The organism is Kerstersia gyiorum, assembly GCF_048595715.1.
GTDB classification, from domain to species: Bacteria; Pseudomonadota; Gammaproteobacteria; order Burkholderiales; family Burkholderiaceae_B; genus Kerstersia; species Kerstersia gyiorum.
Window position 1 is genome coordinate 3451503 of sequence record NZ_CP169556.1, and the last position, 13565, is coordinate 3465067.

Annotated in this window: 14 protein-coding genes; 6 read left to right on the forward strand and 8 right to left on the reverse strand. The window is 65.4% G+C overall.

Translation table 11 applies throughout. From position 1 onward, the window contains the following. Positions 1-31: 31 nt before the first annotated feature. Both rnhA and ACEW7X_RS15090 read right to left on the reverse strand, forming a co-directional pair. On the reverse strand, positions 32-550 hold the full coding sequence (gene rnhA, locus ACEW7X_RS15085) for a ribonuclease HI (RefSeq protein ID WP_134838884.1): 519 nt from the start codon (positions 548-550) through the stop codon (positions 32-34). Between the two features lie 5 nt (positions 551-555). Further along, positions 556-1371 carry a class I SAM-dependent methyltransferase gene (locus ACEW7X_RS15090; protein ID WP_127775250.1) on the reverse strand — a complete coding sequence of 272 codons (816 nt, stop codon included), beginning with the start codon at positions 1369-1371 and terminating at the stop codon, positions 556-558. Between the two features lie 14 nt (positions 1372-1385). Between ACEW7X_RS15090 and gloB the strand changes: the two genes are divergently transcribed. The 3 genes from gloB to fabI all read left to right on the forward strand — a co-directional run bounded on the left by gloB (position 1386) and on the right by fabI (position 4546). Beyond that, a complete protein-coding gene (gene gloB, locus ACEW7X_RS15095) occupies positions 1386-2204 on the forward strand; it encodes a hydroxyacylglutathione hydrolase (RefSeq protein ID WP_134838885.1) in 819 nt (272 codons plus the stop codon). 51 nt (positions 2205-2255) lie between these two features. Next, positions 2256-3659 carry a LysM peptidoglycan-binding domain-containing protein gene (locus tag ACEW7X_RS15100; protein WP_068367389.1) on the forward strand — a complete coding sequence of 468 codons (1404 nt, stop codon included), beginning with the start codon at positions 2256-2258 and terminating at the stop codon, positions 3657-3659. Positions 3660-3760: 101 nt separating this feature from the next. Next, a complete protein-coding gene (gene fabI / locus ACEW7X_RS15105) occupies positions 3761-4546 on the forward strand; it encodes an enoyl-ACP reductase FabI (protein WP_134838886.1) in 786 nt (261 codons plus the stop codon). A 127-nt stretch (positions 4547-4673) separates the two neighbouring features. Here the strand turns inward: fabI and ACEW7X_RS15110 are convergent, their stop codons facing one another. The 6 genes from ACEW7X_RS15110 to apaG form a co-directional block, all read right to left on the reverse strand. Then, complete coding sequence (locus ACEW7X_RS15110) at positions 4674-5063, reverse strand: OsmC family protein (protein WP_420177385.1); 390 nt, start codon at positions 5061-5063, stop codon at positions 4674-4676. Between the two features lie 46 nt (positions 5064-5109). Then, positions 5110-6246, reverse strand: a complete 1137-nt coding sequence (locus ACEW7X_RS15115; RefSeq protein ID WP_127775255.1) for an AI-2E family transporter — start codon at positions 6244-6246, stop codon at positions 5110-5112. Positions 6247-6284: 38 nt separating this feature from the next. Then, entirely contained in the window at positions 6285-7052 is a 768-nt protein-coding gene (locus ACEW7X_RS15120; RefSeq protein WP_068367395.1) for a DsbC family protein, read from the reverse strand. Between the two features lie 45 nt (positions 7053-7097). Next, positions 7098-8261 (reverse strand): FAD-dependent monooxygenase, encoded by a 1164-nt coding sequence (locus tag ACEW7X_RS15125; RefSeq protein ID WP_068367819.1) that lies wholly within the window; start codon positions 8259-8261, stop codon positions 7098-7100. Next, positions 8258-9595: a murein transglycosylase A gene (locus ACEW7X_RS15130; protein ID WP_420177386.1), complete on the reverse strand. Its 1338-nt coding sequence runs from the start codon at positions 9593-9595 to the stop codon at positions 8258-8260. The genes ACEW7X_RS15125 and ACEW7X_RS15130 overlap by 4 nt, the downstream gene beginning before the upstream one ends. A gap of 83 nt (positions 9596-9678) precedes the next feature. After that, positions 9679-10059, reverse strand: a complete 381-nt coding sequence (gene apaG / locus ACEW7X_RS15135) for a Co2+/Mg2+ efflux protein ApaG (RefSeq protein WP_068367399.1) — start codon at positions 10057-10059, stop codon at positions 9679-9681. 274 nt (positions 10060-10333) lie between these two features. On the opposite strand from apaG, the gene rpe reads away from it, so the two are divergent. The 3 genes from rpe to ACEW7X_RS15150 all read left to right on the forward strand — a co-directional run bounded on the left by rpe (position 10334) and on the right by ACEW7X_RS15150 (position 13521). Continuing rightward, positions 10334-11032 (forward strand): ribulose-phosphate 3-epimerase, encoded by a 699-nt coding sequence (gene rpe, locus ACEW7X_RS15140; RefSeq protein ID WP_253100126.1) that lies wholly within the window; start codon positions 10334-10336, stop codon positions 11030-11032. A gap of 13 nt (positions 11033-11045) precedes the next feature. Further along, entirely contained in the window at positions 11046-11729 is a 684-nt protein-coding gene (locus ACEW7X_RS15145; RefSeq protein ID WP_130486483.1) for a phosphoglycolate phosphatase, read from the forward strand. Positions 11730-11955: 226 nt separating this feature from the next. Continuing rightward, a complete protein-coding gene (locus ACEW7X_RS15150; RefSeq protein ID WP_068367405.1) occupies positions 11956-13521 on the forward strand; it encodes an anthranilate synthase component I family protein in 1566 nt (521 codons plus the stop codon). Positions 13522-13565: the final 44 nt, after the last annotated feature.

Consider the following 13565-nt stretch of genomic DNA (forward strand, 5'->3'; position numbering starts at 1 on the left):
GATTGCCCGCCGCCGCACCTGGGCCGCCTGGCTAGTCACCGGCAGCCGTCGGCGCCGCCTCGGCAGCAGCCTGCCCGGCAGTGCCGCGCACCGAGTCCACTCCCTGGTTAGCCAGCTGATCGGCACGCTCGTTACCCGGGTCCCCGGCGTGCCCCTTGACCCAACGCCAGGTCACATCATGGCGGCCGACTTCCTCGTCGAGCATTTTCCAGAGATCTGCATTCTTGACCGGCTTCTTGTCTGCGGTACGCCAGTCCCGGCGCTTCCAGTTGGGCATCCACTCCGTGATGCCCTTCATGACGTACTGCGAATCGGTATGCAAGGTCACCCGGCACGGTTCGCGCAACGCCTGCAGCGCCCGGATCACGGCCATCATTTCCATGCGGTTGTTGGTCGTTTCCCGCTCGCCCCCGCACATGGGCTTTTCGTGCCGGCCATAGCGCAACAGCGCGCCCCAGCCGCCCAGGCCGGGATTGCCCTTGCAGGCCCCGTCGGTCCAGATTTCCACCTGCTTGGCCGTCTGGGCCGATGCTGCCGTATTTCCTGCCATTGCCTTCACCGATTATCCTTGTCCACCGGCATGTCACGCGCAGGCAGTGCCTGCGGCGCAACCGCCGGCTCCATGCTGGCGGCCCCGGCCACCCGGGCGCCACGCGGCATACGCCGCTTTTTTTTCTTCCAGGGCTGGCCGATCAGACGCACGCCCTGCACCTTCTTGACTGCCGATACCGCATAGACCGCACCGCAGAACGGCCACCAGCGCTCACCCGCCGATTCCATGAAGTGCCAGCGCTGCAACCAGGTTTCCGTCCGGCACGGCGGCGCGTAGCAGCCGTAGCGGCCGCGTTCCGCCTCGAAGCCCAGCAACTTGAACCAATCCCGCAGGCGCACCAGCGACACCTGCGCGGCCTGGGCATGCGGCAGCCACGGGTCGATACCGGGAATGGACTCCCGCAATCCCCAGAGACTCCACGGATTGAAACCTGAAATCACGACCCGCCCTTCCGGCACCAGCACGCGATCGACCTCGCGCAGCACCTCGTGCGGACGGCTGGCGAATTCAAGCACGTGCGGCAGCACCAGCAGGTCTATGCTTTGCGCATCGAATGGCAAGGCCTCCGGATCGGCCTGGATTTGCGCCTGCCATGCGCCTGTTCCCTTACCCGGCAGCACCAGGCCGGCATAGGCCTTGAAAGGCATGCGATTATCCTTGAGCGCATCCAGTTGCGGCATACCGACTTGCCAGGCCTGATAGCCAAAAACATCGGCTACCATGGCATCGAACTGGGCCTGCTCCCAGGCGCGGACATATTCCCCTGGCGGCGTGGCCAGCCACTCGCCCAATTTACTGATTGTGCTTTCGTCAGTCACTGGAACATATCCCCATGATTCTTCAGACAACGCCCCCTACCGCCGACGCTGTCGCTCCCGGCGCGCTGATCCCGCTGCCCGCACTGCGGGATAACTATATCTGGCTGGCCGCCGGTTCAAGCCAGGCCGTCGTGGTGGACCCGGGCGAAGCACGTCCTGTGCTCGATTTCCTGGAACGCCACCCTTTTCAGCTAGCTGCCATTCTACTCACCCATCACCATGCGGATCATGTCGGAGGCGTGCTGGAACTGGTTCAGGCCACCGGTGCCCGGGTCTATGGCCCGGCAACGGAACAACTGCCGCACTGTGACGTGCTGCTGCGCGAGAACGATAGCGTCGTGTTCGAGGACCCGGCCCTGGCGCTGCGCGTGCTGGACGTTCCCGGCCATACCGCCGGGCATATCGCCTATGCCGGAGAACTGGCAGGACAGCCGCTGCTGTTCTGTGGCGACACCCTGTTTTCCGCCGGCTGCGGCCGTCTGTTCGAAGGCACACCGCGCCAGATGCATGACTCTCTGGCGAAGTTCAGCGGTCTGCCGCCAGAGACCCTGGTTTGCTGTGCCCATGAATATACGCTATCCAACCTGGCCTGGGCAGCTAGCGTCGATCCGGGTAATCAGACGTTAAAAGAATGGAAAAATCGTGCATCCGAGCTCAGAAAACACGGAATTCCAACATTACCCACACAGCTCGCACTAGAATACGAGATTAATCCCTTCCTCCGCCTTGGCGATCCCCAGGTCATGCAGGCTGCCCAACAATGGGCGCAGCGCTCGCTTTCCAACAGTGTGGACATCTTCGCCGCCTTGCGTGAATGGAAGAATGCAGCCTGAGCGCGGCCTTGGCCGTACCTGCTGCGCCTAACGAATTCGCCACCTATCTGCATGAACCTGATCAAATTCATCCTACCGTTGTGCCTGGCAGTCCTGGCCGGTTGCGCCAGCGCCCCCCAACAACAGGCTGCCCAGGACAACGACCCGGTATCGTTGCTGATCGCCCGTTCTTCCCCGCCCCCGCAGAGATCCAACCGCGCCACGCTGCTCCAGGCACGCATGGCCGACAGCTCGCGCATCATCGACCTGACGCGCCCGGCCTCCGACGCCTGGGAACGCATCCGCCTGGGCTTCGCGATCCCCAACCTGGATACGCCGCTGGTCCAGAAGTGGACGGACTACTACGCCGCCCACCCCGAATATGTGCAGCGCATGGCAGACCGCGCCGGCAAGTACCTGTACCACATCCTCGATGAAATCGACCGCCGCGGCCTGCCGACCGAACTGGCGCTGCTGCCGTTCGTCGAAAGCGCCTACAACCCGGACGCCTATTCCCGCGCACATGCCTCCGGGCTGTGGCAATTCGTTCCGGCCACCGGCCAGAACTTCAACCTGAAACAGGACTGGTGGCGTGACGAACGCCGCGACCCCATCGCCTCCACTCGGGCAGCGCTGGATTACCTGGAATACCTGTTCGAACTGCAGGGCGACTGGCACCTGGCGCTGGCCTCGTACAACTGGGGAGAAGGCTCGGTACGCCGCGCCATGGCCCGCAACGAAGCCGACAACAAGCCGACGGACTACCTGTCGCTGAACATGCCGGACGAGACGCGCAACTATCTGCCCAAGCTGCAGGCCATCAAGAACATCGTGGCCATGCCCCAGCAGTACGCCATCGCCTTGCCGGAAGTCCCCAATTCGCCGTATTTCACGACCATCGCCAAAACGCGCGATATCGACATCGACATCGCCGCCAAGCTGGCGGAAATGCCGCTGGACGAATTCCGTGCGCTGAACCCGTCCTACAACCTGCCTATCATTCCGGGCTCGGACAGCACGACGCTGATCCTGCCGCTGGACCGGGTCGAGGTGTTCTATGCCAATCTCAACACCTACAAAGGTGAACTGAGCGCCTGGAAGACCTACCACCCCAAACGCGGCGAAACCCTGCGCGACATCGCCCGCGAACACGGCATCTCCGAAGCCGAGTTGCGCCGCCTCAATGGCCTGGGCGCACGCCAGCGCACGGCCAGCGGCCAGCCGCTGCTGCTGCCTGCCAAGCCGGGCAACCAGGTGAAGTTCGCCTCGCTGGCGCCGGTCGCACCGGTGGCTGCCAGCAACTCCCGCGCTGCGACCGTGCGCTCGCACACGGTACGCCGGGGCGACACCCTGTCCGCCATTGCACGCCGCTACGGCACTGATGTCAGCACGCTGCGCCGCCTCAACAACCTCAAGGGCAGCAACCTGGCCGTCGGCCGCAAGCTGCGCATCCCCGGCACCAATTCGCGCGGTTGAGCGCGCCTTTCCCGCCCCCGGCGCAAGCCGGGCGGTATGATTGCCATGCGGCCGGCCCTGCCCGGCCCTTCTGCCTTCGTTAATTTTCAGGATAGACACACATGGGTTTTCTTAGCGGCAAGCGCATTCTCGTTACCGGCGTCCTGTCCAACCGCTCCATCGCCTACGGCATTGCCAAGGCTTGCCATCAGCAAGGCGCGGAACTGGCCTTCACCTATGTCGGCGACCGCTTCGCCGACCGCGTCAAGGAATTCGCCGCCGATTTCGGCAGCGATATCGTGCTGCCTTGCGACGTCGCCGAGGATGCCAGCATCGACGGCGCCATCGCGGCACTGAGCGAGCGCTGGGACGGCCTGGACGGTCTGGTGCATTCCATCGGTTTTGCGCCGCGCGAAGCCATCGCCGGCGAATTCCTTGACGGCCTGTCGCGCGAAGGTTTCCGCATCGCGCACGACATCTCCGCCTACAGCTTCCCGGCACTGGCCAAGGCCGCACTGCCCTTGTTGCAAGCCCGTCGCGGCTCGCTGCTCACCCTGACCTATCTGGGTTCCGAGCGCGTCGTGCCGAACTACAACACCATGGGCCTGGCCAAGGCATCGCTGGAAGCCAGCGTGCGCTACCTCGCCAACAACCTCGGCCCGCTGGGCATCCGCGCCAACGGTATTTCCGCCGGCCCGATCAAGACCCTGGCAGCCAGCGGCATCAAGGACTTCTCCTCGATCCTGAAGTTCGTCGAACAGACCGCGCCGCTGCGCCGCAACGTGACCATCGAAGACGTCGGCAACGCCGCCGCCTTCCTGTTGTCCGACCTGGCAGCCGGCATCACGGGTGAAATCACCCACGTCGATGCAGGCTTCTCCACGGTAGTGCCCGGCATGCAGGCCTGACCGACTGCCTTGCAGCAATGAAACATGGCGCAGGAGCTGCATGCTCCTGCGCCATGTTTCATGAAGGTCCGACAAGCGCCTGGCCGCCTTGCGGGGCCGCGTCCGGGCGCAGCCAACTCTGCGGGGTTCAGCCCAGGCGCGTGCTGACTTCGATGTCGGCCTGGGTCATGAGGCGATGAATGGGGCAGCGGTCCGCAATGGCCAGCAGGTCCTGCCGTTGCGCCTCGTCCAGCGTCCCCTGCAGCGTCAGGGTCACGGACAGTCCATAGACACCCTCGCGTTCGCGGCTGGCGTCGCGCTCGACATTCACGGCGACATGTTCCAGCGGGTAGCCCTTGCGGCGCGCATACAGCAGCACCGTCATGGCCTTGCAGCCACCCAGCGCGGTATCGAAGTAATCATGCGGATCCGGCCCCTCGCCCTGGGGTGCGGGCATATCCAGCACCAACTCGTGCCCTGCCGCGACTGCGGTCAGGCGCAGCGCGTCCTTGTCGTTCTGGCGAATGCTGATACTCATGCTGTCCTCGCGATGTGAAAAATTCCCGCCCCGACACCGGAACAGGTCAAATCCCTTCGTCCTGCCCTTCCGCCTGGACCTTGCCGCGCTCCTGCGGCAGCCGGCCCTGTTGCTTGCGCGCCCGCTCGGCGCGGATATTGCGCAGCCATTCGCGCCACATCGCTACCAGCAGCGCCATCAGTACCGGCCCGACGAACAGACCGACGAAGCCCATGGTCTTGACCCCGCCCACCAGGCCGAAGAAGGTCGGCAGGAACGGCAGCTTGACCGGGCCGCCCACCAGGCGCGGCCGCAACGTTTTGTCCACGATGAACAGCTCAATACTACCCCAGGCCAGCAGACCCACGCCGGCAACGATGTCGCCAGACGCCATCAAGTAGAGCGAGACCAAGGTGAAGGACAACGGGGCGCCGCCAGGAATCAAGGCCATGAAACCGGTGATCACGCCAAGCAGCACCGGCGACGGCACGCCCGCCACCCAGTACGCGATACCCAGCACCACGCCTTCGCCAATGGCGATCACCCCCATGCCGGTCACAGTCGAACCGATGGTCGCCGGCACCATGCGCGAAAACTGTTGCCAGCGCGCCGGGAAAATCCGCTCGCCGGCCAGGTCCAGCTGCGCCACGACAGCGGTCCCGTCCTTGTAAACGAAAAACAGCGTGATCAGCATGAACAGTACCGTCAGCGCCAGATGGAACAGATTGCCGGTAGCCGACAGCACCCAGCGGTAGATGTTGCCCAGATGCTGCCCGCTCAGAACCTGCACCCAGTAGCCCAGCGCATGTGGTTCGCCCAAGTGTTCCTGCCAATAGCCCGCCCAGCGCTCGCCGACCACCGGCAGGGCCGGCAGCCACTCCGGCACGGGCAGGCCGTTGCGGTTGGCACCCTGCAGCCAGCCCAGGACATTACCTGCCTCCTGGATGGCGTAGGACAGCGCCAGCGACAGCGGCACGATCAACACCAGGATAACGACCAGCAGCGCGCAGGTCGCCGCCAGCGCAGTGCGCCCATTGCAAACCCTCACCCAGCGTGAATACAGGGGCCAGGAAGCGATGCCTATGATCAGCGCGGCCAGCGCCGGCACCAGGAAGCTGCCGAAGAAATAGACGCCGGCAACCAACACCAGTATCAAGAGCCATCGCGCGATGACTTGCGCGGGAAAAACTGGTGGCAAAGACATATTCGGCTTCCTGATATCTGGCGGGGGCAGCTGAAGGTTCAGCGTGTGGCTTGCTGGGCGCGATCCAGACGCGCCCGCAATTCATCGGCGGGCAGCGCACCGGGCGCGCGCGTTCCGTCCTCGAAGAAAACGGCGGGCGTACCGCGCACATTAAGGCGCTTTCCCAGCGCCAGCAACTGATCCAGCGGCGCATCGCAGTTTTCGGCCCGGGGCGCGATTCCCTTCAGCATCCAGGCGTCCCAGGTCGCCCCAGGATCTTTGGCGCACAGCACCGCACGCGACTTGTCATGCGAATCCTGGGACAGAATGGGGAACAGGAAAGCATAGACCGTCACATTGTCGATATCCGCCAGCGTCTGGCGCAATTGCTTGCAAAAACGGCAGTTCGGATCTTCGAACACAGCCAGGCGGCGCGAGCCGTCTCCATGCACCTGCTTGATCGCCAGGTCCAGCGGCAGCTGGTCGAAGTCAATGGCGGACAACTGATCCATGCGTTCCTGGGTCAGGTTGCGGCGCGTCGCCGCATCCACCAGGTAGCCCTGCATCAAGTAACTGACGCCGGCATCGGTATAGAACAGGCTGTCGTCAATCCGCACCTCATAGAGCCCATAGCCGACGCTGCGCACTTCGTCCGGTTGCACGCCGTCGAAACGCTGCGCGAACAGGCGGCTGATCGTGGCCGCTTCGGCAACCGCAGGCTCGGTGGCCTTCGCCGCCTGGGCCGCCGGCGCCAGCACGCCCATCATGCAGACCACGAAAGCGGCTGCGGCAGCGGCGCGCCAGCGCCGGATTGAATTGACTGACATGAACGGGTTTCTCCTGAGACTTCCCGGGACGCATCCCTGTTATTCCTAGCGCGACGCCTGTTCGATCAACAAGCGCTGCACCCCTGGCAGGCGCCCTGCCAGCGACATGCCGGTGTTGCGCAGCCACGCCAGCGGCGCTGGCTGCGCATCGAACAGGCGTTGCAGGCCGTCGGTCGCCAGCGCCATCGCGCCCACGGCCTCAGCCCGCCTGCGACGATAACGCCGCAACAGCAGCGGGTCGCCAGCGGTGCGAAAATCTTCCCTGCCGCCAACAATGGCCGCCAGTTCACGCGCATCGCCCAGGCCCAGGTTCAAGCCCTGCCCGGCCAACGGATGCACCCGATGTGCAGCATCGCCCACCAGCGCCAGGCGCTCGCCGATCATGCCGGTGCGATCCAGCGTCAGAGGGAAGCCGTGCACGGCGCTGCGCAGGGCCAGGTTGCCCAGGCACCCTTCGGTGGCCTGCGCCAGGCGGCGCGACCAGGCCTGCGCGGCCTCGTCCGCCGGCAAGGCTTTCATGGCCTGCGCGTGTTCATCCTTCATCGACCAGACCATCGAAACCTGCGGCCCCTGCGCGGTATCCGGCATGGGCAGCAAGGCCAGCACGCCATCATCGCGGAACCACTGCCGGGCGATACCGCCGTGCGGCAACTCGGCATCCAGGTGCGCCACCAGGCCGGTGGCGCCATAGGCCCGCGAACTGACGTCGGGAACATGCGCCCGCAGCAGCGAGCGCGCGCCGTCCGCACCGATCAGCAGATCCGGCTGCAAGGCAGCGCCCTTGCTGGTATGCAGCACCCCGGCGTCATAGCGCACGGCTTCCTCGTCGCGCCATTCCAGGCCGAACACTCTCACGGCCTGCTGCAACGCACGCTCTATTTCGCTGGATTCGACGATCCAGGCCAATGCGTCGCGTGCCGCCTGCCAGGCGTGCAGGTCCAGGCGGCCATCGGCATCACCATGGATGTCCATACCGGCCACGGGTGCCACGCGCCCGGGTTCCATCGCCTCCCAGACCCCCAATTCCTGCAGGAATGCCTGGCTGGCGGGAGAAATGGCATAGACACGTGCATGATAGACGTCCGCCTGGGGCGGCGGCACGGGCCGGCGTGGCGCCAGAATCACCGGACGCTGGCCCTGGCGCGCCAGGGCCAGGGCTGTTGCCAGCCCGGCATTGCCGGCGCCGCAGATAACAATGCCGCCCATCATCGTGCTGCCGGCTGCCCGGCCGTCTTGGGCCAAAGCACCCACATGCGGCCGCGCTGCTTCATGCGGCCGGCCTGTTCACCCGCTTCGTCGCCAAAGCCCCAATAGAAGTCCGCCCGCGCCGCACCCTTGATCGCCGCGCCGGTATCCTGCGCGAAGACCAGGCGGTTGAGCGGCTGGTTGGACGACGGCAGCGTGGTGGCAAGATACACCGGCGCGCCCAACGGCACATAGCGGGTATCCACTGCGATGGAGCGCTGCCCCGTCAGCGGAATGCCATAGGCACCCTTGGGGCCCTCGGACGGATCGACGATGGTTTCCTCGCGGAAGAAGACCATGGCGGGGTTGGCATTGAGCATTTCCTGCACACGCGCCGGATTGCGGCGCGCCCAGGCCCGGATATTCTGCATCGAAGCCTGGGCCAGCGTCAGCTCACCCTGATCCGCCAGCCAGCGGCCTATCGACGCATATGGCCGCCCGTTGTGATCCGCATAGGCCAGGCGCAAGGTCTTGCCTTTGTCCGGACCGTCGGTCAGCAGCACCCGGCCCGAGCCTTGAATCTGCAAGAAGAAGGCATCGACAGGATCATCCACCCAGACAATTGCAGCCGGCTGGCGCGCGCTGTCGGCGGCGATCTCGGCGCGGGTGTCATAGGGCACCACACGGCGGCCATCGACGAGCTTGCCGCGCACGCGCTTACCTGCCAGTTCGGGATAGACCGCGCCCAGGTCTATCGTCAGCAGATCGGCCGGCACGGCATACAGCGGCCATTGGTAAACGCCGCCGCGCTCGCGCGAACCGCGCACCAGCGGCTCGTAATAGCCCGTCACGGTATTGGCGGCAGCGCCCTTGCCTTCGTCCAGGCGCCAGGGCTGCAAATGCTGTTGCAGGAAGCGGCGAATGGCGGCGGGGTCGTTGGCGTCCGGCGCCTTGGAAGCATCAGCGGCGGCAGCGCACACCGCATGCCAGGGGCGCGGCGCGGCACGCGCTGGCGCCGTCAGCGAACCGCCGGTGGGCCGCATCAGGCCGGCGCAGTTGCGCAGGAAGGCCACCCAGGCCTGGTCCATGGGCTCGGTGCTCCAGCCAGGCATTTCCGACCAATCGGCGCGCGTCCAGCCGCCATCGAGACGGCGTGCCGTGGTATCGCGCAGGCTGGACAAGGGGGGCACCCGCAAGGGCAACAGGCTGCGCGCCTCAGGCGCTGCCTCGCCCGTCACCACATCGGTCGCCGGCTGCCCCGAGGGCGGGCCGCCCTCGGGCACAGGCCCCGTCGTGCTACAAGACGCCAGCAATGCGGCGCCACCTATCAAAAATGGAAGTAAACGCGTCAGCTTCATGAACCGCCCGGTAAGTTCTTGAACAATTATAGGACCGCCATAACAGCGGCGCGCGAAGTTTTTCCGCGTGCCGTGGCTCAGGGTCAATGTAACGTACTGGGCACTGCCAGCATGAATTCCGGTATCGCGACATCGAAGGGGATGCCGTTCTCACCTACGCAATGATACGTGCCACGCATGGTTCCCGCAGGAGTCCGCAAGGGGCAGGCACTGGTGTACTCGAAGGACTCCCCCGGTGCCAGCAGTGGCTGCTTGCCCACCACGCCCAGGCCGCGCACTTCGTGCTGGTGCTGCTGCGCATCGGTAATCACCCAATGGCGCGCGATCACCTGCGCCGGGCGCGTACCGGTATTGGCGATCGTCACGGTATACGCAAACAGATACTCGTCCGCCGACGGCTGCGATTGCTCGGGCACATAGCGCGGCACGACGGTCACCGTCAGGTCATATGTTTTGTCTCGCATGAAAATCTTCCCCCTAGTCCCTCACATGGCCGCGGCCGCCCTGCGAACGGCGCAAAACGCGACCCCTGCCCCCCAAAACTGCAATAATGTCGGCTGCCTGCCTGGCCCATCTGGCGTCACCGGCCAAACCGGTGCCCAGCCATGCCCGGCGGCAATACAGCAGGATCGCGGCCAATGGGCCGCCGTCCGCCAGATATGATCCGCCATTACAGCGCGGCGCACTGCACCGCCATTCATTGCCTTCCAGGCCGCTATCATGCCAGAACAAACGTCCCTGCCGCCCGCCCGCATCGCTCCCAGCATTCTGTCCGCCGATTTTGCCCGCCTGGGCGAAGAAGTGCGCAATGTCCTGCTCGCTGGCGCGGACTGGATCCACTTCGACGTCATGGACAACCATTTCGTTCCCAACCTGACTATCGGCCCGCTGGTCTGTGAAGCGATCCGCCCGCACGTCAAGGCGCCGATCGACGTGCACCTGATGGTCGAACCGGTGGATGCCCTGATCCCGATGTTCGCCAAGGCGGGCGCCGATATCATCAGTTTCCACCCCGAAGGTTCGCGCCACGTGGACCGCACGCTGTCACTGATTCGCGACCATGGCTGCAAGGCCGGCCTGGTCTTCAACCCTGCCACGCCGCTGGACTGGATGGACCATGTCATGGACAAGCTCGACCTCGTCCTGCTGATGTCGGTCAACCCCGGCTTCGGCGGCCAGGCCTTCCTGCCGTCCAGCCTGCCCAAGCTGCGCCAGGCGCGTGCCCGCATTGACGCCTGGACGGCGCAGGGCGGCCAGGAAATCGCCCTGGAAATCGACGGCGGGGTCAAGGTCGACAACATCGGCGCCATCCGCGCAGCCGGTGCCGACACCTTCGTCGCAGGCTCGGCCATTTTCGGCAAGCCCGACTACGCCGCCGTGATCAACGCCATGCGCGCCGAAATGGCACGCGTGGACGGCAGCCTGCAAACCTGTTGAGCCGGAAGCTGACATGAGCGCCATCAAGCTGGTCCTGCTGGATCTGGACGGCACCCTGCTGGACACCATTCCAGACCTCGCCAACGCCGCCAACGGCATGCGTGCCGACCTCGGCCTGCCGCCGCTGCCCCTGGCGCTGCTGGCGACTTTCGTCGGCAAGGGCATGCAGGTCCTGGTGCGGCGGGCCATGACCGGCGACGCCAGTCTTGAAGGCCCCCTGCCCGACGGGTTCGAGCATGCGCTGGCGTGTTTCCAACGGCATTACCGCGAACTCAACGGCGCCGATACCCGTGTCTACCCCGGCGTCATCGCCGGCCTGGATGCCATGCGCGCCCAGGGCCTGCCGCTGGCCGTGGTCACCAACAAGCCCCAGGCCTATACCCCGCCGCTGCTGGCTCGAATGGGCCTGGATGGGTACTTCCCCATCGTGGTATGCGGCGACACCTGCGCACGCAAGAAACCGGAAGCCGAACCGCTGCTGCATGCCTGCGGGCTGGCAGGCGTGGCACCGGCCGAGGCGCTCATGATCGGCGACTCCATCAACGACACCCAGGCGGCGCGCGCCGCAGGCTGCGCCGCGCTGGCCGTCAGCTACGGCTACAACGAAGGGCTGGATGTGCAGACGCTGGATGTCGATGGTATAGTTGACACGTTGCTGGAAGCCGCCGGGTGGATTGCCCGCCGCAACCAGCCCTGACCACAGAAAAGACCAGACCCGAATTCCATGTTCATCGCACCCGCATCCCGTTCCGCACGCGCCAGCTGGCGCTGGTGGCGCAGCATGTCCGGGTGTTGGTGACGACCTCTCGGCTGGCGCTCCTGTATGCCAGCCCTACGCAGCAAAAGATCACACGCCCGGCCCACCTTCAGGCCGGGCTTTTTTGTGCGCGCCCGGCCTCCCCAGCATCCCACGGAGAGTCCCCATGACCGAGATTGAATTCCAAGCCCTGGCCGCACAAGGCTACAACCGCATCCCGCTGATCGCCGAAAGCCATGCCGATCTGGATACGCCACTATCGCTCTACCTGAAGCTGGCGCACCAGGGCGGCACGCAGGGCCGCATGAGCTGCCTGCTCGAATCCGTCGTCGGCGGCGAGCGCTTCGGCCGCTACTCCTTCATCGGCCTGCCGGCACGCACCGTGCTGCGCGCCAGCGGCGAGCAGGTGGAAGTCCTGCGCGACGGCCAGGTCATCGAACGCCATACCGGCGACCCGCTGGCATTCATCGAGGACTACCAGAAACGCTTCAAGGTTGCCCTGCGCCCCGGCCTGCCCCGTTTCGCAGGCGGCCTGGCGGGCTATTTCGGCTACGACACCATCCGCCACATCGAAAAGCGCCTGGGCCCGGCAGTCAAGCCCTTCCCGGCGGGCATGGAAGAAGGCGTGCCGGACATCATGCTGCTGCATGTCGATGAACTGGCCATCGTGGACAACCTCAGCGGCAAACTGTATCTGATCGTCTATGCCGACCCGGCCCAGCCGGAAGCCTACGCCCGCGCCCAGCAACGGCTCAAGACCCTGCGCGCCCAGTTGCGCCGCCCCGTCGAAGTGCCCTACAGCCACGCCAGCACGCGCACCCAGGAACGCCGTGATTTCGACAAGCCCGATTACCTCAAGGCCGTGCTCCAGGCCAAGGAATACATCGCGGCTGGCGACCTGATGCAGGTACAGGTCGGCCAGGTTATCGCCAAGCCTTTCCGCGACGCGCCGCTTTCGCTGTACCGCGCCCTGCGCTCGCTCAATCCGTCGCCATACATGTACTTCTGGAATTTTGGCGACTTCCACGTGGTTGGCGCCTCGCCGGAAATCCTGGTGCGCCAGGAAAACCTGCCGCAGTCCGCCGGGCCGGTGCCCGCCTTCTCCAGCGCTCCCCCCGCTACGCCACTGGAGGCTGGCAGCCGCATCACCATCCGTCCGCTGGCCGGCACCCGCCGCCGCGGCAATACGCCCGAAGAAGATGCTGAACTGGCCGTCGAACTGCAGGCCGATGCCAAGGAACGCGCCGAACACGTCATGCTCATCGACCTCGCGCGCAATGACATCGGCCGCGTGGCCGAGCCGGGCAGCGTGGTCGTCACCGACACCATGACCATCGAGCGCTACTCCCACGTGATGCACCTGGTCTCCAACGTCGCCGGCACGCTGCGCCCCGGCATAGGCAACATGGATGTGCTGCGCGCCAGCTTCCCGGCAGGCACCCTGACCGGCGCTCCCAAAGTGCGCGCCATGGAACTGATCGACGAGCTGGAACCGGTGCGCCGTGGCATCTATGGCGGCGCAGCCGGCTACCTGAGCTACGGCGGCGAAATGGACCTCGCCATCGCCATCCGCACCGGCGTGATCAAGAACGGCACCCTGTATGTCCAGGCCGCCGCCGGCATCGTTGCCGACTCCGATCCTGAAATGGAATGGAGGGAAACTGAAGCCAAGGCGCGCGCCGTACTGCGCGCGGCAGAACAAGTACAGGAAGGGCTGGACAACGCCGACTGAGGCCGCCGGTTTCTTTTTCTGTTGCAAACCAGTGCTGGCGCCGT